We start from the raw sequence: 24,649 nt of genomic DNA, 5'->3' as shown, positions 1-24,649 counted from the left end.
TCGGTTTTTGAATTTAGTTTTGGTTTTTCCACCCAGGTCCACGAACCACCCTGCCGGGAGTCGCGCCCGTGTGTTCGCCATCTTTCAAAACTTGTTCACCATTCACGAACACATGTACCATACCTTCGGCAAATTGGTGGGGTTCATCAAATGTAGATTTGTCGATAATGGTTTTGGAATCAAAAATGGCCAAATCCGCAAAATGGCCCACTTGCAAAAAGCCCCGTTTTTTGAGCTTTAAATTGGTGGCCGGGAGGCCGCTTAGCTTATAAATGGCCTCTTCCAAGGGAATTACTTTTTCCTCCCTCACGTATTTGCCCAGGAGTCTAGCCACATTGCCGTAGGCTCTAGGGTGAGGGCTGTAATTGGTGAACGGTTCTACTGGTGCAATACTTGCTGCGTCCGATCCAAAACTCATGTAGGGCAGGGCTATCTGTTTTTTCACATTCTCTTCGGACATTAGAAAATAGACCGTACCTACACGGCTACTGTCCTGAACGACCAGGTCAATAGCGGTTTCTTCCGGACTTGTACCCCGTATTTCCGCAACCTCTCCCAAGGTTTTGCCCGTAAGGTACCTAAGACTATCATTTCTAAAATCATTTAAAATAAGTTTTTCAGGACTACCGGCAGCAAAATAAAGGTTCTCCCAACCATCCCCTTTAGCCTTCATTTCTTCAATTACTTTTTTACGGATAGCCGGGTCTTGCAAGCGTTCGGCCCATTTTCCATAACCACCTTCCTGAACCCAAGGAGGCATAGAAGCGTCTAAACCGGTGGCTCCTGCTGTATAAGTATACATATCCGTAGTAATTTTCAGTCCGGTAGAACGAGCTGAGTCTATTTTGGCAATTGCAGATTCCCATTTCTCCCAATTGTCTTTTCCGCCAGCTTTTAAATGATAGATTTCCGCAGGAATATTCGCTTCTTTTGCAATTAGTATCAATTCATCAATTGCTTCCAACCAATAGTCGCCCTCACTGCGCATATGTGATATATACATACCATCATAGGCTGATGCGACCTTGCACAATTCAATCAGCTCTTCGATATCCGCATAAAAAGCAGGAGCATAAATCAATGAAGAACCAATACCCATAGCTCCCTCTTCCATGGCTGTTTTCGCCAAGGCTTTCATATTTTCCAATTCGGCAGGGGTGGGAGGGCGGTTAGCTTCCCCTAGTTCATGAACACGTAAAGTGGTAGCACCTACGAAGGAAGCCACATTGGGAGCAATGCCTCGTTTTTCTAAAAATTCTAAATATTCCCCAAGCGTTGTCCATTCTATAGGATATTTGACATCCTTTTGGCTACTTTGCTCTTGTTGGCGCATTTTATCGCTTAACGGACCCATAGACCAACCTTCACCCATAACCTCTAAAGTGACTCCTTGACGAATATCACTTTCTGATTTTCCATCAACAATAAGAGATTCGGTAGCCCAGCTAAGCATGTTGATGAAGCCAGGGGCAACGGTTAATCCGGTGGCATCTATCTCTTGTAGGCCTTTGGCATTTTCCAGGTTTCCGATTGTGGCAATAGTATCTGCATTAATGCCGATGTCGCCCATGAATATGGGCTGACCAGTACCATCTGCGATTTGACCATTTTTGATGAGGATATCAAAGGTTTCTTGATTGGAACATCCAATCATGCAGAAAATCAATAGTACATAGGGAAGAAGGTTTGAAAGGATTTTCACAGTTGGTTGGTTTGGTTCTCCCTAAATGTAAGAAATAAATTGGTGGTCAATTTATTAAATTGATCTGTAAGAAAGCAGAAAAGCCAAAAACTTTAAACCTGAAGCTTTTTTATTGATTTGATAATACAGGAGCGCAGTAGTTTTTTATCCGATTACCTTGGATTCCAATCGCTCTTCCTTGATCGAACCATTTTTTGAATAGACATAATAGCTATGATTCCGCTCATCCAAAGAAACGGAAGTATACACTTCTTCGTTGATAAAATGAATGGCAGAGCGGTCGTCACAGGCGTAGCCGTCGTTAAGCTTACCCGAGCGAATATTATTGTGATACAAAGGACGTCTTGAAGTTTCAGAATTGTAATGCGGACAATGGCTTTTGTCAATGAAAGACATCCCGTTTACTATACTAAGTTCCTTAGGTCTCGAATCCGTAGTACCCGCATTGAACCAACAGAGTGAGCCCGCACTGCCACCACCCATGACCACCCCAGTATCATAGGCCTTTTTGAGGGCTATGTCTATACCTTGGGCCTTCCAAATGGCCAACATGTTCAAAGTGTTGCCCCCACCTACAACAATGGCATCCATTCTTTGGATGATTTCCTCAAAGCTTTCTTTCTGGTCGTAGGAATTGATCCAAACGCTCATTACATGTGGTACTACATCAATTTGGGAACAGACCTCATGAAAAGATTTTATATACTCGGGATCTTCTCCACTGGCCGTGGGAATAAAACAAAGATTAGGGGTTTCCTTACCGGTAGCCTTGGCCATATAGTCCAAAAAGGGAACCGTATGCCTTCCACTACCATAAACGAGTAACTGTCTTTTCATTTGGAGCGTTTATAATTTCAAAGATACACAGATGATTTACAAACTGTAAAAACCGACAGTTTTACTCGATAATCAAGATTTAAATGCTCCGACCCTTGCGTGGAAACATAATATAAATGTTATATTCAATGCCTCATGGGCTTACTCCGAGGTGGTTTACTGGGAATCCGAATTTCTCTGTCCTTTGGGTTTACTCCCCCGAAACTTATTTGTACCGGAGCTATTCCTGTTCTTTTTCCGGTTTCTATTTCGGTTTCTATTTTTATTCTGATTGGGATGCGAAGTTTTGTTCGGTTTCTGAGGCTTAGGCTGTACGTCCTCTTCGGTTTCGGAATCATCATCCACAAACTGATGCTCCGGCATACGCGGAACGGGCTGTTTGATCAGTTTTTCTATATCTCGAAGATAAGGACGTTCCTCCTTGTCACAAAACGACAATGCAATTCCGCTGGCACTGGCCCTTCCGGTTCTTCCTATTCTGTGTACGTAGGTTTCGGAAACATTGGGAAGGTCATAATTTATGACCAATGAAAGTTCGTCCACATCAATGCCCCTTGCCGCAATATCGGTAGCAATCAAAACCATTAATTTACCGTCCTTAAAATCCCCCAAGGCCTTCTGCCTTGCGGTCTGGGATTTGTTCCCATGTATGGCCGCCGATTTGATACCGGCCTGCGATAATTTTTTTACAATTTTATTGGCACCATGCTTTGTCCTGGAAAATACCAATACCGAATCTTTAGGGCGTTCCTGGAGCAGATGTACCAACAGTTTTGGCTTATTCTTTTTACTCACAAAATAGACACCTTGATCCACCTTTTCAGCTGTGGCCTGTTGAGGTTTAATGGTTACGCGTTCAAAATCGCCTAACATGGCCTTGGATAGTTCTACTATATCCTGGGGCATCGTCGCAGAAAAGAATAGTGATTGCCTTTTTGGGGGCAATTTGGCGATGATCTTTTTTACATCATGGATGAAGCCCATATCCAGCATCTGGTCCGCTTCGTCCAACACCACAAACTCAAGGTCCTTAAATGTGATATAGCCCTGGTTCATTAAATCCAATAGCCTACCTGGTGTGGCAACCAGGATGTCCACGCCACTTTTTAGCGCATTTACTTGTTTACCTTGTTTGACACCACCAAAAATCACGGTGTTTTTGAGTCCGGTGTATTTGCCGTAGGCCGTAATGCTTTCCCCAATCTGTATAGCCAATTCCCGTGTTGGGGTCACGATCAAGGCCTTGACCTTTCTCCGGTTGTCCCGTAGGCTTATACCCTCGTAAAGATGATGCAAAATGGGAATACTAAAGGCTGCCGTCTTCCCGGTACCGGTTTGGGCAACCCCTAGTAAGTCTTTCTTTTTAAGTAAAATGGGAATGGCTTGTTCTTGAATGGGAGTAGGGTGTGTATACCCTTCTTTTTGTAAGGCCTCTAAAATAGGTTCTGCAAGGCCAAGTTCTTTAAATGTCATTTATTTTAAATAAGAGGCAAAGGTAGGGTTATTTGTGTTAGTGTGATGGCTGGTTGTTCGTTATTGGTTGTTCGTTATTAATTGCTCGTTGATTGATGTTGGTTTGGGGGATTCAAACAATTTAATTTAAATTCTGAACTTTAACTTGAGTTTGAACTAGCGGTTGGACTTTGTACTCCGAACTTGAACTTTCCTTCAAAGCCCCACAACAGCTGCTTCGGCGCAACGTTCTCCGTCCATGGCCGCTGAAACGATCCCCCCTGCAAAACCACCGCCCTCTCCACATGGAAATAGACCCTTTATTTGAACATGTTCCAAGGTTTTGTTTCTTGGAATGGTGACCGGGGAAGAAGTTCTGGATTCAACACCCACGATATTTGCCTCAACGGTATAATAGCCATGCATTTTTTCACCGAAGGCCTTGAACCCCGTTCGTAGGCGACTCCCAATGAGTTTGGGCAAAAGGGAGTGTAACGGTGCCGATTTCAAACCAGGCTGGTAGGAAGTTGGGTTTAAGTCGGCGGAAAGCCGACCTTCTACGAAATCCGTTAATCGTTGTGCGGGAGCTGTTTGCGACCTTCCTCCTGAAGTAAAAGCTAAACGCTCCAAATCTTTTTGATACTCAAGTCCTTTTAATGCCCCCAAGTGTTCGTACTTGGGAATGTCCTCGTCCACATTTATTTCCACCACAATGCCCGAATTCGCAAAGAGGTTGTTACGTTTGGAGGGGGACATTCCATTCACCACAACTTCACCCGGGGCGGTTGCAGCCGGTACTATGAAGCCACCGGGACACATACAGAATGAATACACTCCACGGCCTTTCACCTGTTCCACCAAACTGTAGGAAGCAGCTGGTAACAACTCATTTCTTTGACCGGAACAGTGGTATTGAATACTGTCGATGATTTCTTGGGGATGTTCCACCCGTACACCCATCGCATAGCTCTTAGCCTCCAAAGCAACTTTCTTTTTGTGGAGTAGTTCAAAAATATCTCGAGCCGAATGCCCGGTGGCCAGTATGACCCGTTCCACCGTTACTTCACTTTCGTTTTGTAATACGATGGACTTTAATCTGTTGTCCTCAATGTTAAAGTCGGTCACCCTAGTATTAAAATGTACTTCACCACCATATTTCAGAATAGTTTCCCGCATGTTCTGTACGATTTTGGGCAATTTGTTCGTACCGATATGCGGATGGGCATCAATGAGGATATCTTCCTTCGCACCGTGATGGACTAGACTTTCGAATATACGTCTTACATCGCCGCGTTTTAAGCTACGGGTGTAGAGCTTTCCGTCCGAATAGGTCCCCGCTCCACCTTCACCAAAGCAGTAATTGGAATCCTCACCTACGATATGTTCCTGATTAATGGCCTTAAGGTCACGCCTGCGGTCCTGTACATTTTTACCACGTTCAAAAACAATCGGCTTATACCCAAGTTCAAGACATCTCAAGCCCGCCCACATTCCTGCGGGACCAAATCCTATGATGTGAATAGGCTTGGCCTTTGAAACATCTTTATACTCAAATGTATATTCGGTTTTATCCAAGGTTTCACCCTTGGTATATACCGCCAACTTATAATTAAAGTAGATGGTGGGCTTACGGGCGTCAATGGATTTTCGAAGGACCTTAAAGGTAAATTCACCGGTGGATATCCCCAAGTGGCGGGCTATTTTTAGTTCCAGTATATTTTCATCCCCAGCCTCCTCCAAACTAACCCGCAACTGAATGTTTCTCATCATGATGGTAAAATTACTTTAAAGAAACGGATACTTAAAGTGGGCCAAACTCCTTTTTATAGGCCGATGGGGTTCTACGGGTGATGGCCTTAAATTGCTTGTTGAAATTGGAAAGGGTTTGGAAACCGCTTGAATAACAGGCCTGGGAAGCGTTCATTTTTTCTTCCAGAAGCAACTTGCATGCATGCCCAATCCGTATTTCGCTTACAAATTCTGAAAAGGTCTTGTTGGCGTGGACCTTAAAATAACGGCTGAACGATGTAGGGGTCATATTGGTGAGCTCGGCCAATTCCTCCAATCCTATCTTACTTCTGAAATTTTGCATTACGTAGGCATATACAATGTTCATGCGCTCTGTATCCCCTTGTTTTAGGGAATTGATATATCCAGGACTGGCAAGAACTTCCAAGTCATCGGTCTGGCTTAATAAATGCAAAATTTCCAAGAGGCCAACCACTTTCTCCAATCCCTCCTGATGTACTAGGTTTTGCATCAGCGTTTTGATTTTTTCGGCCGTCACACCCGTAACTAATAGACCCCTGAGACTTCTTTCGAGCAGATGTTTTAGTTTTAGGCCTTCCTCTTTCTGCAACAGGTTTTCACCCAATATATTTTGATTGAAATAAACCACGATACCCTTCGAGAAATTTTCTTTTGTGGTTTTTCCTGTTTCAATATCGCTCCGCCAGAGATGGGGCAGATTAGGTCCCGTAAACGTAATCTCCCCTTCCTTGTAGGGTCTAATGCTATCTCCAATAAACTGTGTGCCCCTTCCTTTTAATACCATGAACAATTGATACTCTGGATGGAAATGCCAATTTGGGTCGAAGATAGGCTGTTTTAGAGCCTTGGTAACCAAGGCATGGGACTTAGGTATCGGGGATTTTTCTAAGGCTAATTTCAATATTGGGAATTTTTAATAATCAATGATCCGCCAAGAATAAAACACTTATTTGCCTTTAAACTTAACAATTTAATCCGATATATGGTAAAATATAGTCAGGATAGGATAAATCACAGGGATTTTTATTGTCAAATTATAATTAAAATTGGTACTTGAATCAACATCTGTCATTTTATGAAGACTTTTTATAGGATATCTGTAGTCGTTTTTAGTGCTTTCCTTCTATTTTCAGGCTGTAAGTCGGAACAAAAAAATGAAACCACTTGGAAAGATGATGCTCCTCGCCGCATAGAACTTCTGTTCTTAGGGCACTCCATTGAGCACCACAATTCTGGGGAGTACTTTCCCATATTGGCCACGGCCTTAACAAAGGACGGCATAAACATTACGTATACGGAGGATGTGGATGACCTAAATCCAGAAAACCTTTCGTTGTATGACGGACTTATAGTCTACGCCAATCACGAAGAAATAAAGGACGCGCAGGAAAAAGCCTTGTTGGATTATGTTCGTGAAGGCCACGCGTTTATTCCTATTCATTCGGCCAGTTTTTGCTTTAAAAATTCACCGGAATACATAGACTTGGTAGGGGCGCAGTTTAAAGAGCATGAAACAGGAACCTTTACCACGGATATCATTAAAATGGAGCATCCGGCCATGAAAAATGTGGAGCCCTTTTCCACATGGGACGAAACGTATGTACACGATAAAATTGCGGATGATATTACGGTTTTGATGGAAAGAGTTGAAGGCGACCACCATGAACCATGGACATGGGTAAAAAATTACGGAGACGGAAAAGTATTTTACACCGCCTATGGACACGATGAGCGCACTTGGAACAACCCAGGTTTTCAAAATTTGGTCAAAGAGGGTATTTTGTGGGCCGTAGATGATACGGCCAAGAAGAATTGGGAAGCTTTCGTTACGGATATTCCAACGTTACAATATGAGGAAAGGGCCAATATACCCAATTACGAGAAACGTGATCCTGCCCCTAAATATCAATTGCCCTTATCTCCCGAAGAGTCCCAGAAATTCATTCAGGTGCCCGCAGGCTTTGAAGTTGAATTGTTTGCTTCGGAACCGGATATCATAAATCCTATTGCCATGAACTGGGATGAAAAAGGCCGACTTTGGGTGATTGAAACGGTGGATTACCCAAATACAGTACGAAACGATGATAGTATAGGTGATGATAAAGTAAAGATTTTAGAGGATACCGATGGTGATGGTAAGGCAGATAAGGTCACTGTCTTCGCCGATAAACTGAACATCCCTACCAGTTTTGCTTTTTACGATGGCGGTATCGTAGTATCCCAAGCACCGGAATTCATCTTTTTAAAGGATACGAACGGGGACGACAAGGCAGACGTTCGGGAGACCCTAATAGAAGGCTGGGGTACTTTTGACACGCATGCAGGTCCTTCCAATTTGCAATATGGTATAGATAATCAACTATATGGTGTAGTTGGCTACTCCGGATTCGAGGGCCAGATTTTTGGAGAGGATTTTAAGTTTAACCAAAACGTATACCGGTTCAATCCTAAGAAAAGCACCTTTGAAGTAGTGACTAACACCTCCAATAATACATGGGGATTGGGATTGACAGAGGATAATTCAATCTTCGCATCCACTGCAAACAACACGCACAGCGTTTTTGTAGGTATACCCAATGCCAATTTCACCCATGTAAAAGGAATTGGAACGGATGGAAGTGCCAAAATAGACGGTCACTATGAGATGCAACCTATTACACCAAATTACAGACAAGTTGATGTTTTTGGTGGCTTTACGGCCGCAGCAGGACATCATTTCTATACCGCTAGGGCTTACCCGGAAAAGTATTGGAACAAGATTGCATTTGTCTGCGAGCCTACAGGTGGTTTGGTCCACCAAGCAAGAATCGTAAAGGATGGCGCAGGATATGTAGAGGAAGATGCCGGTAATCTTTTTGCGTCAGCCGATGAATGGTCTTCCCCAGTGGAAGCCAAAGTGGGACCGGATGGTGTAGTCTGGGTCGCGGACTGGTATAATTTTATCGTACAGCACAATCCCACCCCAAATAAGGATAGGGGCGGATATGATGCAGAAAACGGGGATGGAAATGCCTATGTGAATCCCTTACGTGATAAGTCCCACGGCAGGATTTATAAAATAGTTCCAAAATATGACTATTACTACGAACCCATAACACTGTCTAAGGATGATCCGGATAAATTGGTTGATGCCTTGAGCAACGACAATCAATTTTGGAGATTGACCGCTCAACGTCTTTTGGTGGAACGAGGAGAGACCGATGTTTTAAATGACCTATATAAATTGGCGAATAAAAAGGAAGTTGATAGCGAAGGTTTGAATAATGCAGCATTACATGCACTTTGGACGATTGACGGCCTTGGTGCTTTGGAATCAGATTCTAATGCCCTTGGGGTGGTGAAAGGAGCGTTATACCATAAGGCTGTAGGCGTTCGTAAAGCGGCCATTCAGTTATTGCCTCGAAATGACGATTCTGACAATGCCTTGTTCAAGGCGAATACCCTTAACGATCGTGATCCGAATGTACAACTGGAGGCACTGCTTTATTTTTCAGAAAGGCCCTCCTCACAAAAGATAGGTTCTTTGCTCTATGATTTGGGTAAGAACGAAGCTGTTTTAAACGACGAGTGGATGTTCAAAGGAATATATGCTGCATCCGCTCAACATAGTGATGGGTTTTTAAACGCCTTTAAACAGCTAAACCCTAATTACAAAATGCCCGAGGCAACTGCCAATGACATGGCGGCCATGGGATACAATGATGCGGATTGGGAGACTATGGAATTACCACAGTATATAGAGGACGCAGGATTGGATATAGACGGAGTTATCTGGTTTAGGAAGGAAATCTCTTTACCTTCATCGGCCTCGGATAAAGTAGGTACAATTTCCTTGGGACCCGTTGATGATTCCGATGTAACATATATCAATGGAATCGAAGTTGGAAGCATGGCGGCCAGCTATAAATCCATGCGTAGATATGATATTCCAAAAGGTGTTCTAAAAGCAGGGAAAAATATAATTACCGTACGTGTTGATGATACGGGGGGTGAAGGCGGAATTTATGGTAGAAGTTGGTCCATGAACATCAGGGTGGGTGAGGAAAGATACTCATTGGCCGGACCATGGAAGTATAAAGTGGAAAAGAATTATACTGATAAAATTGCAAAAACATATACAGAAGCGGATTTTGCCGTACTGCTTATAAAGAATTATGGCAATGAAGATGGTGTCTCTTCGGATATGACTGATGAAGATTTTTCCAATGCGAAAAAGATCGTTATAAAAACAATAACGAACGAGATGAAATATGATGTTACCAAGTTTGAAGTGAAAGCTGGAGAACAGGTAGAATTGATATTGGAAAACCCTGATTTTATGCAGCATAACCTCATTATTACCAAACCTGGTAAAAAGGAAGCGGTAGGTGCCGCGGCGGATAAAATGGCAGCGGACCCAGATGCGGCGGAACTCTTTTATATTCCGCAGACTGATGATGTATTATTTGCAACTCCGTTATTAAATCCGAACGACAGCTATTCATTGAAATTCACGGCACCAACAACCCCTGGGGAATATCCATTTATATGTACCTTCCCTGGTCACTGGAGAATTATGCAAGGGGTAATGGTCGTAAAATAATATCCAAAATTTAGGAAGAGAGGCATGAAGAACAAGATAAATTTTGGCGTAAGCACTTGGCTTTGGCAATCGCCCTTTACAACGGAAACAATAAAGCTTTTTCCAAAAATCAAGGCCATGGGTTTTGACGTTGTGGAAATTCCCGTAGAAGACCCGACTTTAATTGATGTTAAAGTTTTAAAGGATGCATTGGATGTCCATGGACTACAACCAACGATTTGTATTGTTTTTGGCGATGATAAGGATTTGTCCTCTCAAGATGAGACTTTACACAAAAATTGTTTTGAACATGCGGAAAAATGTTTTTCCCTAGCTTCCGCGCTTGGTGCAAATTTTGTCGCCGGACCACTCTATGCCGCTGTGGGAAAGGCACGTTTGGCACCCGAGGATGTTAAGAAGAAGGAATGGAAGAGGTCCGTTAAGAACTTAAGGGTACTGTCAGATATTGCCGCGGTATACGGTTTGGATATTGCATTGGAGCCCTTGAATAGGTTTGAATCTGATTTGATCAATACGACTTCGGATGTAGTCAGATTATTGGATGAAATCGAAAAGGATAACATGAAAATTATTTTGGACGGATTTCACATGACCATAGAAGAACAGGATATTCGTAAAGCCATTAATTTGGCCGGTGATAGATTGATTCATGTTCAGGTTTCGGAAAACCACCGGGGGATTCCCGGTACGGGTTTGACACCTTGGGCCGAATTTGCAAAAGGATTACAGGACGTGAATTATTCTGGGGCCATAGTAATTGAAAGCTTCACTCCAGAAATTCCCGAATTGGCCGCAGCCGTAAATATTTGGAAAAAGCTGGCGAACGACCAAGATGAGTTTGCAAAAAAAGGATTGAAATTTTTAAAGAATACGTTTAAGTAAAATTGAAAAATATGAGTACAAAGAAAGTGAACGTAGCCATTATCGGTTTAGGTTTTGGTGCAGAATTTATTCCCATATATCAAAAGCATCCCAATGCGAATTTAGTGGCCCTCTGCCAACGAAACGAGGCCAAGTTGAACGAATTGGCAGACGCCTTCGGCATCGACAAAAGATATACCTCATATGAGGAGCTGCTGAAAGATCCGGAAATTGATGCCGTGCATATCAATACACCCATACCCAATCATGGGGAGCAATCCATTAAGGCCTTAAAAGCCGGTAAACATGTGGCCTGTACGGTACCCATGGCCACCACGGTTGAGGAATGCGAAGAGATCGTAAAATTGACACAAGCAACGGGACTTACCTACATGATGATGGAAACGGTGGTCTATGCCCGGGAATTTTTATATATGAAAGAACTTTATGAAAATGGGGAGTTGGGCAAGGTTCAATTTTTAAAGGCAAGTCACCAACAGGATATGGATGGATGGCCTAATTACTGGCCTGGATTGCCACCTATGCACTATGCAACGCATTGTGTGGGACCTGTATTGGCTTTGACCCAAGGTGAGGCTGAATATGTTTCCTGCTTCGGCTCTGGTACTATAAGGGAGGAATTGATTAAAGAATACAATTCGCCCTATGCCGTGGAAACCACCCATATTAAATTCAAGGATTCCGATTTAAGTGCACAAGTGTATCGGTCGTTATTCGATGTAGCTAGGCAGTATCGGGAAAGTTTTGAAGTCTATGGTTCCAAAAAATCTGTGGAATGGCCCTTGATAGAGGGAAAACCCTTGGTCGTGCATACCGCAAAAAAACCGGAACCAGAAATTCCGGAAGAGGTTGAAAGTCCGGATTATGCCAAGCTATTGCCCAAGGAAATCCAACATTTTACCACCCAAGGAGTTTACGATTCCGAGGAGAATGAACATCTATCCTTTACACAAGGCGCAGGCCACGGGGGGTCACATCCGCATTTGGTGCATGAATTTGTCGAGGCTCTGATTCAAGATAGGTCGCCCTATCCAAATGCCAAGCAATCGGCCAACATTACTTGTGTGGGGATTTTGGCCCATGAGTCGGCACAAAAAGGCGGGGCTATTATCAAATTGCCCGATTTTACGCTTTCTTAGATGGAAAATGACCTTTATTATGAGAAGTATCCATTAAGGTTTAATGTTTGTGTACGCAAAATGTAAAATCTTTAGAATTTTCTCTCTGCCTTAGTGTTCATTTGCAACGCAAAACGGGTAGCACACAACAATAAATAGAGAAAGGCTTCTTTGTTGGTTACTTTAGCGTCAAATGGCTAGAGGAAATTGATTTGAAATACCTTATTGTTTTATTAGTTTTTACCGTTATTGGCATACATTCCATGTATGGCCAAGAAACCTATTTGGATACATTTTCAGCTTTTTCCTATAGCGGCAACGAGGGAAGCATGTCCTTCGCTGGGGGGTGGTCTGAAACTGGTGAAGCAAACGACCCAGGTTCCGGAAGAATACAAATTGATGGACAACGTCTCCGATTTCAAAATTTGGACAATAATTACATTACTAGAAACCTGAACTTGGCAAATGCCCTAACGGCAACACTTACTTTCGATTTTCAACGGACCAACGGGGACGAAATTGTTACGGTTCAACTATATGATGGTAGCACATATTCTACAGTAGGAAATTTAGATGGATCTGGTTCGTTCAACTATAGTTTGAATGCCAATCAAATGAATGCCAATGCAGGTATCCGGTTTATTTCAGGTAGTGGTAATTGGAGCAATTCCGAAACCTTATATGTTGATAATGTACTGTTTACGGTAGTATTTCCTGACGACCCACCGGTATTGATTGCAACAGGAAATCAAATACATTGTAATGGTGGTAACACACCTATTGCCCAAACTATCAGTATTACAGATCCGGACGATACTTCTACTACGGCAGTTTATGTGCAAATTTCAAATGGTTATATAGCTGGGGAAGATCTTTTGACCCTCACAGGCAGTCATCCAGGAATTACGTCAACTTGGGATGCCGTAGAAGGAAAACTCACCTTACAAGGACCTGCAACCTATTCAGCTTTTGAAAATGCGATTTTGGACGTTCATTATAGTACTAGTTCTCCAAATCCTACAGGAAGTAGGCAGTTTTCCATCACGGTAGGCGAGGCGAACTTTTTGCCAGCTACCGGCCATTATTATGAATTCGTGGCGGACGTTGGAATTTCTTGGACGGATGCTGAAGTAGCCGCCAGCAACCGAACATATTTTGGATTACAAGGCTATCTGGCTACATTGACGACCCAAGAGGAGGCTGATTTTTCCGGTTCGCAAGCACAAGGTGTTGGATGGATCGGAGCAAGTGATGCGGCCACGGAAGGAGAATGGTTTTGGGTTACCGGTCCAGAAGCTGGGACCCCATTTTGGAGTGGTCGCGCTGATGGGAGTACGTTACCACCCACCAATTTTGCGAATTGGAACGGAGGGGAGCCTAACCAATCGGGTAATGAAGACTATGCCCATATCACAGATCCATCGGTAGTAAGGGGTGGAGCTCCGTTGGGTTCTTGGAACGACCTGCCCAATGGAGGAGGAAGTGGTGCATATGCTCCACAAGGTTATGTGGTGGAGTACGGTGGTATGCCAGGGGACCCTGTACTCAATATTAGTGCCACCACAAGTTTAACCATGGATGACACTGCGCCTACCTGGGTAAGTGCCAGTGGATCATTGGACGAATCTTACCAATGTGCATCAGATGTTCCTTCTTTGTCGGTTTGTGGCTCTTTAAGTGTTACTTTTTTTAACGAGGCTCAGTATTCTTGGGGTTTTGGTCTTCAAAATAATACAGGCTCACAGATCGATGCTTGGGAAGTGCAAATTCCTAATGCCGACTACCAGTTGAATGTTTCCCAATTAAGCAATCAAGGAGCGTTTACCTATTCCCAATTGGACAATGGGGACGGCACTTTCGACCTAACACTTGCCGGAACGGGCCCTATTGCGCCGTATGGAGGTATCCCTGGAGGCAATATTCAATGGTCTGGTGTCAATTTTGGCTTTGATCCCACTTCCGATGGAATTTCGGTTTTTTGTGGATCGATACCCTTTGCACCCCCAGTGGCCACGGATGATTGTTCGGTCGCGAACATTTCGATTATATCGGATCAAATAACAACTTTCAATTCCGAAAATGATTTTACAAGGGTAATTACCTATATGGCAACGGATAGCAGTGGAAATATTAGCGTTCCCTTTACTAAGACCATTACAGTACAAGATACCACAGCGCCAACAGCTAGTAATCCGGGCGCTATAAGTGTTTATTGTAGTGCCGATGTACCAGTCCCTGATACTTCCCTAGTCTTGGATGAAGCCGATAACTGCGTAGGCCCCTTGACCGTAACCCATGTGGGCGATAGTACGGATGGAGGCTATAATCCTGAAACGATTACAAGGACCTATTCAATTACAGATGCTGCTGGGAATACAACAAACGTTTTCCAGATAATTTCCGTTTATCAATCGGAAATTCTTTCCCAACCAATGGATGTCAATACCACTGCAGGTACTACAGTGGTTTTTTCGGTTACGGCGAACAATGTGGACCAATACCAGTGGCAAGTAAGCACGAATGGGGGAGTGTCATTTAGCAACCTCCTTAATGGTAGTGGATATAGCGGGGTACAAACGTCCAACTTGCAAATTCAGGCTAATGCAGTTGACTTACAAAAGAATGGTTATCGTTACCGTGTGTTGCTATCGAATTCGGCTGCTTCATGTCCGGCAGTAGCATCCCTGCCAGCTTTATTCACTATTGGGGTTCGTTCGATTATTACAAACAGACGTATTACCCATCGAGTCAATAAGAACTAGATACCCCAATTTTAAAATTGCATTATTTGGTTAATCCCTGAAGTGGTTGGAAAACTACAAGGAAAGGTTTCAAAACTAAAGCACCATTTTTTCTCAAACACTACTGGTTAAAAAAAATACAATCCGTCTTCCAAAATCTACAATTGGGTAATTCTTTTTATAAATTGCAGTATCGTTCATGGAAATTTGAACAGCAAATTAATGTTTACCCAATGAAATGTCTTATTACCATCATCTGTATTTTTTGGTTGAGCTTAGGGATGGCGCAAACCGCCACCATGGGCACCATAGAACTGGAAATTACTGGGATGGAAAACGACGAAGGGCAGATGTTGGTGGGACTTTACAATTCTGAGGAGGGTTGGTTGCTAAAGCCATTTAAGGGAGCTTTCGGAAAAATAGCTAATGGGGTCACCACAGTTATTTTTAGGGATATTCCAGAAGGGGTTTATGCCATTTCCGTGTTTCACGACAAGGACAACGACGGAAAGCTAAACCGGCTTTTTGGACTGCCTACTGAACGTTTTGGAGCTTCCAACAACGCACCTTCAAGATTTGGTCCCCCAAGATGGCGGGACGCAAAATTTCAGCTATTGGGCGGAACATTGAAACATTCAATTCAAATTCACTAAAAGCTGTTCAAAATGAAAAAAATTATCACACTGCTGCTAGTAGTGCTTACTACTAGTGCTTGGTCCCAAGATCAATTTACCAAAGGAATGGAAAAGGCCTTTACACTTTGGGGCGAGGGCAAGTCCATGGAAGCTTCCAATCTTTTTGAAAGAATAAGCAATGCGGAGCAAGATAATTGGCTGCCCTATTATTATGTAGCACAAATCAATACCATCAACTCCTTTGGCGAAAAGGACGAAAGTAAATTGAAACAGCAATTGGAAAAGGCCCAACAGTTTTTGGACATCGCCAAGCGGATTTCGCCCAATAACCCAGAGATTATGGTCCAACAGGCCATGCTTTATACGGCATGGATCGCCTTTGATGGGGCTACCTATGGAATGACCCATTCCGCCAAGGTTGTCTCCCTATACAATGAAGCTTTACGCATTGCACCTGATAACCCTAGGGTGGTGTTTTCAAAGGCGGAGTGGGACATGGGATCCGCAGCTTATTTCGGTCAGGATACCGCCCCATTTTGTAAGGATGTGGAAAGGTCCTTGGAACTTTTTGCTAACTTTAAGCCTAAAGGTCCTTTTTATCCCAATTGGGGAGAGGACAGGGCGAAGCAAACCCATGAAAGTTGTAATGGATAATGTCGTGCTATGGAAGCATCAAAAGATTTGGGACAGGAGAGTAAGTTTTCCTTTGAAACCATCAGTAAGGTATTAAGGATAAGCTTGTACATTACGCTAGGTATTTCTGCGATCAATATCATTTTCGCCCTGCAGAATGGTATTGTATGGAAACATGAACTGCAGGATGTGGCGATTACCTTCGTATATGCCTTCACAATTACCGCATGCAATATCTTTTATAACGATTTCCTCTCCCAAAAATTCAGTTGGGAAACCCAAACGCAAAAACGGCTATGGTTTGGAGCTGTGGGATCTATACTCCTTACGGTGCTTTCCTATGGCCTGGCCAGAATCTTTGTAGAAGTAGGTTATTTTGGGAATAGTTTTCAGGAATTTTTGAGGAACGAAGACTATGCAACCTATTTCTATACCTTGCTCATCGCTATTTTGGTATCGGCGATATTACATGCCTTTTATTTTTATAAGGCCTTACAGGACAGCAAAGTTAAGGAGCAAAAGGTAATAGCTGGGACGGCATCGGCGAAGTTCGATGCCTTGAAGAACCAGTTGGACCCCCATTTTCTATTCAATAGTTTGAACGTTCTTACAAGTTTGATCGAGGAGGACCCGGACCAGGCCCAAAAGTTCACCACGTCGCTTTCCAAGGTCTATCGATATGTATTGGAACAAAAAAACAAGGATTTGGTTTCCGTGGATGAGGAGTTACAGTTCGCCAAAACTTATGTTAAGCTATTGAAAATGCGTTTCGAGGACAGTATCGTTCTGGATATTCCGGAAAATGCCTCCAATCCAGAGGCTAAGATCGTTCCGCTCTCCCTGCAACTATTACTTGAAAATGCAGTAAAGCACAACATAGTAAACGCTTCAAAACCTTTGCATATAAGGATTTTCGAGGAAGACGGGAATTTAAAGGTAACAAATAACCTTCAGGAAAAACAGGTGGTCAAGAAAAGCAGTGGAGTTGGCCTACAGAATATTCAGCAGCGCTATGAACTTTTGAGCCACCGAAAAATGGAAATCCATAAAACCAACGGTAATTTCACCGTAGAACTTCCCATGTTGACCCAAAAAGTTTCCGTTGTGGAGACCCAGGAGGAATTCATCGAGGACAAGCGCTATCAGAAGGCAAAGGAGAAAGTGGAAAATATCAAAGGCTTCTACGGGAACCTTATAGCCTATTGTATCGTTATTCCATTTATGGTCTATTTGAACCATAAGACCACAAGCTTTCCTTGGGTGATATTTCCGGTGCTTGGATGGGGTTTTGGTCTGTTGACCCACGGTATGGAGGCTTTTGGCTATCACCCTATTTGGGGGAAACGTTGGGAGGAGCGCAAGCTCAAGGAGCTTATGGACAAGGATGATTTCTGATTCTTTCCTTGATGGATACCTTCATACTTTCATGGAAAATTCTTTTTTAAAGACATCGTTTTCCATCCCTACCGTTCCGGATGACAGTTTATCCTTCAAATTGTACAATTGGGTAAACCACTTTTTCAAAACCCTTGATAATCCCTGAAATTTGATATATCAATAAAAAATAACCGGAAGGATTACCTTCCTTAAAAGAAAAAATCATGAGAAATAAAAGCGATTATAGATACCGAAGGGCCAAGGAAAAAGTGGCCGAAATCAAAGGTTTTTATGGCAATTTATTGGCGTATTGCCTCGTCATTCCGTTTTTGATATGGATCAACTATCAAACTACCAGTTTTCCCTGGGCCTTCTTTCCCGCTTTTGGTTGGGGCTTGGGTTTGTTGGGCCATGCGGCCAATGCCTTTGACTATAACCCATTTTTTGGAAAGGACTGGGAACGAAGAAAATTGGAAGAGTTTATGAAGAACGACGAACTTTAAGGAAAACGGTATCTTTAAGGTAACCGAAGAATCAACAAACGTAACGTCATGAATAACAGAGATCAAGAATCAAAATACTTTAGGGCCAAGGAACGGGTTGAAAACATAAAAAAGTTTTATACAAGTGCACTGTCCTATGTAATCTTCATTGGCTTTTTGGCCGGACTAAATTATTGGCTGAACGAATGGAATTATCCGTGGTTTTTGTGGGCCGCTTTCGGGTGGGGCATAGGGCTGGTTTTCCAAGGAGTAAAAGCTTTTGGATTTAACCCAATTCTAGGAAAGAATTGGGAAGAACGTAAAATTAACGAACTGATGCAGGAGGAGGAGGAACAAACAAAATGGAAGTAATGGAAAGAGATCAAAACAAAATGGAAAGGGCCAAAGAACGGCTTAAGGAACTAAAGGGTTTCTACTGGCATTTGGCCGCATATATTGGAGTGAACACATTTATTACCATTTCCACCATCATTGGTAGGATGGGAAGCGGGGCGGATTTTTGGGATGTCCTGGATTTTGGAAGTTTTTCTATCTGGTTTTTTTGGGGCATAGGCCTATTTTTCCATGGGATGAAAGTGTTTTCCTATAACCCGCTATTTTCAAAGGAATGGGAGAAACGACAGATTCAGAAATTTATGGAAGAGGATAAGCGTGAAGCTGAAAAATTCGGTAGGCATGGAAGGTAGTCTAAAACAATCGGAGAAATATAAAAAGGCGCAACGACAGGTGCAGCAGATCAAAAAATTCTACAGTCATCTAAGAGTGTATATTATTATAAATGCTCTTTTGATAATCGTTAAATTGAACCTATTCAATTGGTTCAAAGGTGAATATGATTGGATGCAGGACCCAAACTTTAGTGGTTGGGTAAGTTGGAACGTTATAGGAACTCCCATACTCTGGGGAATAGGTTTATTGGCCCACGCACTCTATGTTTTTAGGTTTAAATCGAAATCATGGGAGGAACTAAAGCCTACATTCATCAAGAATTGGGAGAAAAGGCAAATGGAAAAATTTTTGAGAGAAGAGGAAGAGAAAGGTTCAATGAGAGAGTAAGAGTTATTTTTTTGAACTATAAATTTTTGAATTAACACTCGTATGAACGTAATTATTATCGAGGACGAAAAACCGGCTGCCAGAAGACTTGGCCGGTTACTAGGGGAGCTGGATGTGGCCGTTTCCACAATGTTACATTCGGTGGAGGAATCCATTGCTTGGTTTCAAGAAAACGAGCATCCCGATCTTATTTTTTTGGATATTCAATTGTCCGATGGTCTTTCCTTTGAAATTTTTGATGCAGTGGATGTAAAAAGTGCCATCATCTTTACAACGGCCTACGATGAATACGCCCTTCAGGCCTTTAAGCTCAATAGTATAGATTACTTGCTAAAGCCCATTGACGATGAGGAACTGGAGAGCGCCGTAAAAAAATACCGACACTTAAAACCCGAAACCAAAAAACTGGGTTTGGATTTTGAGGATATTAAAAAACTGCTTGTAAATCCGTTGGAGCGCGAGTATAAAAAGCGGTTTACCGTCAGGGTCGGTCAACATTTAAAAATAATAAATGCCGACGAAGTGGAATGCTTCTACAGTGAGAATAAAGGTACATATGCCGCTACCTCTGATGGCAGGAACTATTTATTGGACACCACGTTGGAAAATTTGGAGGAGGAACTCAAACCCGATACTTTCTTTAGGGTGAGCCGCAAATTTTACGTGAACATAAACTATATAAAGGATATTATTTCCTACACCAATTCGCGCTTGCAGATCAAACTAAATTCCTTTTCGGAGCAGGAAATCATTGTGAGCAGGGAACGCGTAAAGGATTTTAAATTGTGGTTGGAGTGAGTTAAAAGTTAAAAGCTGAAAGTTAAAAGTGGAAAGTGTTTTGTTGCTTAACGCTTAACGCTTAACGCTTAACGCTTAACACTTAACGCTTGACGCTTAACGCTCACTGTCTACTGTTCACTGTTACTGCTTTCTGTTACCGCTTACTGTCACTGCTAGCTGCTAACTGTTACTGCCTACTTTTACTGCTTATTGTTCACTGTTAACTGTTAACTGTCGTTCACTGCTACTCCTCATTCTCCACCCTGTTCTCATCAAAGGCAGAGGGTAATAGGGTAGGAATCAGCTTAATAAAAATAGGTAAAAGGATAGCGCCCCCAGGAAGCAGGAAGATGGCCAGGGACGGTATACTCTTAAAAATATCCAGCAATTGGGTTTGCACCTTTTTCTTTTCCTCTTTCGTAAGGTCCCTTACGGTGGATTTTGAAAGCAAGGACACCAACTCGGCACTTCCGGAAAGTTCCTTGAGTAATCGCTTTTTGTTCCTTAGAATTAAACGGTTGACCAGTCTGGACATACTGTCGTAGAACTTTATGGCCATATTCTGGTCCTGCAAAAAGGGAATGGTTTCCTTGTTGGAATTTATAAAATTGGAAACATGCGCCAAGGAATTTTTTATGGTGTGGGCATCTAATTGGAGGTCCTTTCCTAGTATCTGTATGAACTCGGACTCCATAAATTCCAGGGATCCATCTTCCCAAACCGTTAAACATGCCAGTTTCAAAAGATACCTTTTTTCCCATAGATCATCATTTGTAAGCAACTGGTTTCTATAAGAGTTATCAAACTTTTGTGAATCACCATCGATAAAGGTCAATGATGAGGCCAATAATTGCGCCAGCTTTTTATCCTTTTTGTTCTTACGCTTGGAATTCAAGGCATGATAAGTAATGTTGATGGCAAGATATTCCAGCCGTTGTGCATGTTTTTTAATACCCTTTGCATGCATTAGATACCTTTTAAATAGCAGCACATCAATGAATAGGAGGGAATTCGTAATGGAACTATTGAAGGTTTTGCTGATAATATTATCCTCAAGATAAACCCTTGAATCCAGAATTTTCTCAAGCTTTGAGGAGGTTTTGCTTCCGGAGAAGAGTTTTCCCAAAAAAGAAACTTTATTGACTTCCAAGGTCTCGTAAAACTGAAATATCTTTTCAAGAAAATCTTGAAAATCGGTTTGGGGCTGTGCAATTTTTAAGGTGAAATAGAGCGCGGTCAACAAATTGATCTTGGCCTTTTCATCCTCTGAAAACTCATGCTCCGGGGTAATGAAATCTGGGAAACCCGTATTAATGCCGTAGACAAAGCCCCAACTGTTTAGGTCCTCGAATAAAATATCAAAACTGGTGTATCTCCCATCGTGGTATTTTACCAGAGAGCCAAACTTATCTATCCAGCCATTTGCCGATGGGTTCATTTTGTTTTTATTGCGAGGTGGCAAAGTTAGCTAATTACCAATTCTGTTCCTTGGTCAAAATTGTTACACAATTTGTTCTATTGGCTAACCCAGAAAATAATAAATCAAATTGCTTCTGTTCCTTTTAAGAGATTGATATCGGGAATATATTAAGAATACTTTAACATTTAAAAGCAAACTTCTAATATTCAGTTCCGTAGGTAAGGTTGATTTAATCTAAAAACTTTAATTATGAAAAACAAAAACCTTATTACCGGTCTTGGGGTATTGTCCCTCATTGCGGCTCTCTTAGTAGCTGCGGACCACATCGATGCTCCGGATTCTATGGGAACCAGTGCTGATATTGCTGATTATTACGCTTTTGAGCCATCCTTGGGCTCGGACAACACGGTGTTTGCCGTAGACCTTCAGTCAAATGTACTGCCAGATTTGGCCTATGGCACCTTCGATGAAAATGTGTTGACCGAAATCAATATCGATACTAATGGGGATTTAGTTGAAGACTTGGTTATACAAGCGATTCCTAGGGATGGAAAAATGTATTTCTTTGGTCCTGTTGCCCCAACTACCACAGGAACTAGCGGTCAGGTAATGGTCGATAGTCCATTGGGTTCTGTTGATATTTCTGCTGATACGGCCATTGTGGAAACGACTTCCAGTGGTGTTTCCCTATTTGCAGGGCCAAGGCAGGATGCCTTCTTTTTTGACTTTTTTCAATTCAATGCGGTCATAGGCGGAATGGCCCCGGAAGGTTTTAAGCCTGCTGGAGACCCCAATTCAACAGCAGATGATGACACTACAGCGGTCGATACCTTTGATGGGGCCAATACCATGTCTATCGTAGTAGAAATTCCCAACACCATGTTGGGGGAAACAACGGCAACAAATGCCTTGGGCTTAACGGTTTACAAGACTTGGGTGACTACCAATGCAAAACAATAATAACGAACGCTAAAAAAATAAAAAGATGAAACTAAATAAAATAAAGTTCTTGTTTCTTACGGTCTGTACCGTTTTAACACTGGTAGCCTGTAACAACGATGATGATTTTACTCCTCCAATGGCCAATGGAACGTGCGATGATGGTATCATGAACGGAGATGAAACGGCTGTCGATTGCGGGGGTTCCTGCACACCTTGCGAAGATGGAATGGGTCCTATGATGCCAGATTTCTCAGGAACCTACGTGCAGATAGACTTTATGGGAAGGCCGGGGATTAATACAGTGTTAAGCGCTGATGACGAAACAAAAAATGCGCACAACATGGCCATACCTTCTCAAATGGGCGCCATGTTCCAAGCTGGTTTTGAGGCTAGATTGGAAGCCTATCATGACGTGTACGCCAATTTATTGGGAGCTAACCCAGAAGATGTTAACTATGAACCCAATATCCTAGGTTTGGATGCGGCCACGCTTACAGGATATTTGGCTGCCGATGTGTTGGAAGTAGCTCCGGATCTGCCAACGACCTACTTTGATCCAGGAACCGATAATGATATGGATGGAAGAATTTTGGTGCCCGATGGTGACGAAGTTGCATTGACCGGTAGAAGGCCTCAGGATGATGTAATCGATGTTTCCCTGATTTTATTGTTCGGTGGTATGGAAGGGGATCGCTTTAGTGGTCAGGACATTGATATGGACGGAACACCAGATTTGCCAAGATTGACCTCGGACGGGGTTGGCCTAACCGCGGACATAGCTACAACATTCCCTTATTTGGGAGCTCCTGAATAAAGACTATGAAAAAGAGGAGCGAGGGGGAGTTTAAAACCTCCCCCTTATTTTAAAATTCTAAATGACAATCCAAATAAACAGATTATGAAACGCTATTTATACTTTTTGGCACTAATTACCGTACTACTTTCTTGTTCAGAAAAGAAACAGTACGAGGTGGCCAATGCAAATGATTACAATAAATATTTAACGGTAGAGACCCCAAAAACAACCTCCAAATATTTTGAACTATGGAATTCCAAGATCAGGGCAGACAGTATGCAACTGACTAGTTTTGGGATAGTAGGGGGTGAGTACAATCGTTTTTTTAAGGAGACAGGTGATATTGACTATCTAAAAAAAGCGGAAAAAAGTCTGCAAAGAGCCGTAAAAATAGCTGCCGTAGGCAGGGCAGGGTATAGAAGGTCCTTGGCCAGAAACTACATATCACAGCATAGATTCAAGGAAGCTTTGGTCTTAGCGGAAGAGGCACTGGAAATTGGTTCGGATCCCAGGGAAAATCGGTACTTACTTTTTGATGTTCATATGGAGTTGGGAAACTACGATACTGCAGAAAAGTATTTGGACAGCATAAAGAACATGAAGGACTTTGGATACTTGATCCGGTTGGCAAAATGGAACGACTATAAGGGCGATTTGGATACGACCATCAACTTTATGGAGAAGGCCAAGGCTATTGCTATTTCTTCCAATAACGAGGCACTAATCTTGTGGAGTATCACCAATTTGGCCGATTATTATGGTCATGCGGGAAGACTACAGGATTCCTATGCCCACTACTTAATGGCTTTGGAACTGGATTCCAATTATGCCTATGCGAAAAAGGGCATTGCCTGGATTGTGTTTTCCAATGATAAAAATCCGGAGGAGGCCCTTAGAATACTGGATTCTGTAACAAAGAACTATCAAGCTCCCGATTACTATTTGCTTAAGGCGGAAATAGCCGATTACATGGACAATGACCTGATACGCCTCAAAAACTTAAACGAATATTTCCAAAAAGTGGATAACCCATCCTATGGCGATATGTACAACGCCTACAATGTAGGTTTGTTTATTGATGAAACCGGGCAGTATGAAAAGGCATTGGAACTGGCAAAGAAGGAGGTTTTCAACAGACCTACGCCAGAGTCCTATAGCTGGTTGGCGTATAGCCACCTAAAGATGGGTAATTTGGAAAAGGCCAAGGAATTGATGGATAATTATGTACTTCATAAAACGTTTGAACCTGCCCTTTTGTACCAAGCTGCCGAAGTCTATGAGGCCAATAACGATGCAGAAAAAGTAAAGGATTTGAAAAAGGAACTTATTGGTGCAGTGTATGAATTGGGCCCGTTAATGGAAAGGCAAATTCAAGAACTGTAATTGGAGTACTATTTTTTCATTACCGGTTTGTTTTAGGTTG

21 protein-coding genes are annotated in these 24,649 nt (G+C 42.5%); 15 read left to right on the top strand and 6 right to left on the bottom strand.

The features are described 5' to 3' along the window. Positions 1–13: 13 nt before the first annotated feature. The 5 genes from FEK29_RS17625 to FEK29_RS17605 form a co-directional block, all read right to left on the bottom strand. Complete coding sequence (locus FEK29_RS17625) at positions 14–1,702, bottom strand: N-acyl-D-amino-acid deacylase family protein (RefSeq protein WP_240042787.1); 1,689 nt, start codon at positions 1,700–1,702, stop codon at positions 14–16. A 144-nt stretch (positions 1,703–1,846) separates the two neighbouring features. Next, a complete protein-coding gene (locus tag FEK29_RS17620; protein WP_138259754.1) occupies positions 1,847–2,539 on the bottom strand; it encodes a Type 1 glutamine amidotransferase-like domain-containing protein in 693 nt (230 codons plus the stop codon). A gap of 156 nt (positions 2,540–2,695) precedes the next feature. Further along, positions 2,696–4,012 (bottom strand): DEAD/DEAH box helicase, encoded by a 1,317-nt coding sequence (locus FEK29_RS17615; protein ID WP_138259753.1) that lies wholly within the window; start codon positions 4,010–4,012, stop codon positions 2,696–2,698. Between the two features lie 195 nt (positions 4,013–4,207). Further along, entirely contained in the window at positions 4,208–5,761 is a 1,554-nt protein-coding gene (locus FEK29_RS17610; RefSeq protein WP_138259752.1) for an NAD(P)/FAD-dependent oxidoreductase, read from the bottom strand. 31 nt (positions 5,762–5,792) lie between these two features. Then, a complete protein-coding gene (locus FEK29_RS17605) occupies positions 5,793–6,662 on the bottom strand; it encodes an AraC family transcriptional regulator (protein WP_205123427.1) in 870 nt (289 codons plus the stop codon). 174 nt (positions 6,663–6,836) lie between these two features. Between FEK29_RS17605 and FEK29_RS17600 the strand changes: the two genes are divergently transcribed. The 12 genes from FEK29_RS17600 to FEK29_RS17545 all read left to right on the top strand — a co-directional run bounded on the left by FEK29_RS17600 (position 6,837) and on the right by FEK29_RS17545 (position 20,086). Then, positions 6,837–10,343, top strand: a complete 3,507-nt coding sequence (locus FEK29_RS17600; protein ID WP_138259751.1) for a PVC-type heme-binding CxxCH protein — start codon at positions 6,837–6,839, stop codon at positions 10,341–10,343. 24 nt (positions 10,344–10,367) lie between these two features. Continuing rightward, positions 10,368–11,225, top strand: a complete 858-nt coding sequence (locus tag FEK29_RS17595; protein WP_138259750.1) for a sugar phosphate isomerase/epimerase family protein — start codon at positions 10,368–10,370, stop codon at positions 11,223–11,225. Between the two features lie 11 nt (positions 11,226–11,236). After that, positions 11,237–12,364, top strand: a complete 1,128-nt coding sequence (locus FEK29_RS17590) for a Gfo/Idh/MocA family oxidoreductase (RefSeq protein WP_138259749.1) — start codon at positions 11,237–11,239, stop codon at positions 12,362–12,364. A gap of 191 nt (positions 12,365–12,555) precedes the next feature. Continuing rightward, on the top strand, positions 12,556–15,105 hold the full coding sequence (locus FEK29_RS17585) for a C-type lectin domain-containing protein (protein ID WP_138259748.1): 2,550 nt from the start codon (positions 12,556–12,558) through the stop codon (positions 15,103–15,105). A 212-nt stretch (positions 15,106–15,317) separates the two neighbouring features. Continuing rightward, on the top strand, positions 15,318–15,737 hold the full coding sequence (locus FEK29_RS17580; RefSeq protein ID WP_138259747.1) for a DUF2141 domain-containing protein: 420 nt from the start codon (positions 15,318–15,320) through the stop codon (positions 15,735–15,737). Between the two features lie 12 nt (positions 15,738–15,749). Next, positions 15,750–16,373, top strand: coding sequence for a tetratricopeptide repeat protein (locus tag FEK29_RS17575; RefSeq protein ID WP_138259746.1), 624 nt, complete (start codon positions 15,750–15,752; stop codon positions 16,371–16,373). 9 nt (positions 16,374–16,382) lie between these two features. Then, positions 16,383–17,747 carry a 2TM domain-containing protein gene (locus FEK29_RS17570; protein ID WP_138259745.1) on the top strand — a complete coding sequence of 455 codons (1,365 nt, stop codon included), beginning with the start codon at positions 16,383–16,385 and terminating at the stop codon, positions 17,745–17,747. Positions 17,748–17,953: 206 nt separating this feature from the next. Next, positions 17,954–18,232, top strand: coding sequence for a 2TM domain-containing protein (locus FEK29_RS17565; protein WP_138259744.1), 279 nt, complete (start codon positions 17,954–17,956; stop codon positions 18,230–18,232). Positions 18,233–18,280: 48 nt separating this feature from the next. After that, positions 18,281–18,583: a 2TM domain-containing protein gene (locus tag FEK29_RS17560; RefSeq protein ID WP_138259743.1), complete on the top strand. Its 303-nt coding sequence runs from the start codon at positions 18,281–18,283 to the stop codon at positions 18,581–18,583. Further along, positions 18,583–18,918, top strand: a complete 336-nt coding sequence (locus FEK29_RS17555; protein ID WP_240042786.1) for a 2TM domain-containing protein — start codon at positions 18,583–18,585, stop codon at positions 18,916–18,918. Before FEK29_RS17560 ends, FEK29_RS17555 begins: the two co-directional genes overlap by 1 nt. Continuing rightward, entirely contained in the window at positions 18,908–19,288 is a 381-nt protein-coding gene (locus tag FEK29_RS17550; RefSeq protein ID WP_138259741.1) for a 2TM domain-containing protein, read from the top strand. The genes FEK29_RS17555 and FEK29_RS17550 overlap by 11 nt, the downstream gene beginning before the upstream one ends. Before the next feature lie 42 nt (positions 19,289–19,330). Next, positions 19,331–20,086, top strand: coding sequence for a LytR/AlgR family response regulator transcription factor (locus tag FEK29_RS17545; protein ID WP_138259740.1), 756 nt, complete (start codon positions 19,331–19,333; stop codon positions 20,084–20,086). Between the two features lie 226 nt (positions 20,087–20,312). Here FEK29_RS17545 and FEK29_RS17540 read toward each other — a convergent pair whose 3' ends face one another. Continuing rightward, a complete protein-coding gene (locus tag FEK29_RS17540; protein WP_138259739.1) occupies positions 20,313–21,506 on the bottom strand; it encodes an LETM1-related biofilm-associated protein in 1,194 nt (397 codons plus the stop codon). A 231-nt stretch (positions 21,507–21,737) separates the two neighbouring features. Here FEK29_RS17540 and FEK29_RS17535 point away from each other — a divergent pair, with 231 nt between their 5' ends. The 3 genes from FEK29_RS17535 to FEK29_RS17525 all read left to right on the top strand — a co-directional run bounded on the left by FEK29_RS17535 (position 21,738) and on the right by FEK29_RS17525 (position 24,609). Beyond that, entirely contained in the window at positions 21,738–22,448 is a 711-nt protein-coding gene (locus FEK29_RS17535) for a DUF4331 family protein (protein WP_138259738.1), read from the top strand. 25 nt (positions 22,449–22,473) lie between these two features. Next, positions 22,474–23,244, top strand: coding sequence for a DUF4331 family protein (locus FEK29_RS17530; protein WP_138259737.1), 771 nt, complete (start codon positions 22,474–22,476; stop codon positions 23,242–23,244). A gap of 84 nt (positions 23,245–23,328) precedes the next feature. Further along, a complete protein-coding gene (locus FEK29_RS17525) occupies positions 23,329–24,609 on the top strand; it encodes a tetratricopeptide repeat protein (RefSeq protein ID WP_138259736.1) in 1,281 nt (426 codons plus the stop codon). Positions 24,610–24,649 lie beyond the last annotated feature (40 nt).

This window comes from Maribacter aurantiacus (assembly GCF_005780245.1).
In the GTDB taxonomy this organism is placed as follows: Bacteria; Bacteroidota; Bacteroidia; order Flavobacteriales; family Flavobacteriaceae; genus Maribacter; species Maribacter flavus.
This window is presented reverse-complemented; position numbering and strand designations above follow the sequence as displayed.

Coding starts and splice junctions, on each gene's coding strand:
- FEK29_RS17525 (WP_138259736.1), top strand. CDS start 23,329: ATGAAACGCTATTTATACTTTTTGGCACTAATTACCGTACTACTTTCT.
- FEK29_RS17600 (WP_138259751.1), top strand. CDS start 6,837: ATGAAGACTTTTTATAGGATATCTGTAGTCGTTTTTAGTGCTTTCCTT.
- FEK29_RS17570 (WP_138259745.1), top strand. CDS start 16,383: ATGGAAGCATCAAAAGATTTGGGACAGGAGAGTAAGTTTTCCTTTGAA.
- FEK29_RS17550 (WP_138259741.1), top strand. CDS start 18,908: ATGGAAGGTAGTCTAAAACAATCGGAGAAATATAAAAAGGCGCAACGA.
- FEK29_RS17610 (WP_138259752.1), bottom strand. CDS start 5,761: ATGATGAGAAACATTCAGTTGCGGGTTAGTTTGGAGGAGGCTGGGGAT.
- FEK29_RS17620 (WP_138259754.1), bottom strand. CDS start 2,539: ATGAAAAGACAGTTACTCGTTTATGGTAGTGGAAGGCATACGGTTCCC.
- FEK29_RS17615 (WP_138259753.1), bottom strand. CDS start 4,012: ATGACATTTAAAGAACTTGGCCTTGCAGAACCTATTTTAGAGGCCTTA.
- FEK29_RS17565 (WP_138259744.1), top strand. CDS start 17,954: ATGAGAAATAAAAGCGATTATAGATACCGAAGGGCCAAGGAAAAAGTG.
- FEK29_RS17540 (WP_138259739.1), bottom strand. CDS start 21,506: ATGAACCCATCGGCAAATGGCTGGATAGATAAGTTTGGCTCTCTGGTA.
- FEK29_RS17530 (WP_138259737.1), top strand. CDS start 22,474: ATGAAACTAAATAAAATAAAGTTCTTGTTTCTTACGGTCTGTACCGTT.
- FEK29_RS17545 (WP_138259740.1), top strand. CDS start 19,331: ATGAACGTAATTATTATCGAGGACGAAAAACCGGCTGCCAGAAGACTT.
- FEK29_RS17560 (WP_138259743.1), top strand. CDS start 18,281: ATGAATAACAGAGATCAAGAATCAAAATACTTTAGGGCCAAGGAACGG.
- FEK29_RS17595 (WP_138259750.1), top strand. CDS start 10,368: ATGAAGAACAAGATAAATTTTGGCGTAAGCACTTGGCTTTGGCAATCG.
- FEK29_RS17575 (WP_138259746.1), top strand. CDS start 15,750: ATGAAAAAAATTATCACACTGCTGCTAGTAGTGCTTACTACTAGTGCT.
- FEK29_RS17580 (WP_138259747.1), top strand. CDS start 15,318: ATGAAATGTCTTATTACCATCATCTGTATTTTTTGGTTGAGCTTAGGG.
- FEK29_RS17535 (WP_138259738.1), top strand. CDS start 21,738: ATGAAAAACAAAAACCTTATTACCGGTCTTGGGGTATTGTCCCTCATT.
- FEK29_RS17590 (WP_138259749.1), top strand. CDS start 11,237: ATGAGTACAAAGAAAGTGAACGTAGCCATTATCGGTTTAGGTTTTGGT.
- FEK29_RS17555 (WP_240042786.1), top strand. CDS start 18,583: ATGGAAAGAGATCAAAACAAAATGGAAAGGGCCAAAGAACGGCTTAAG.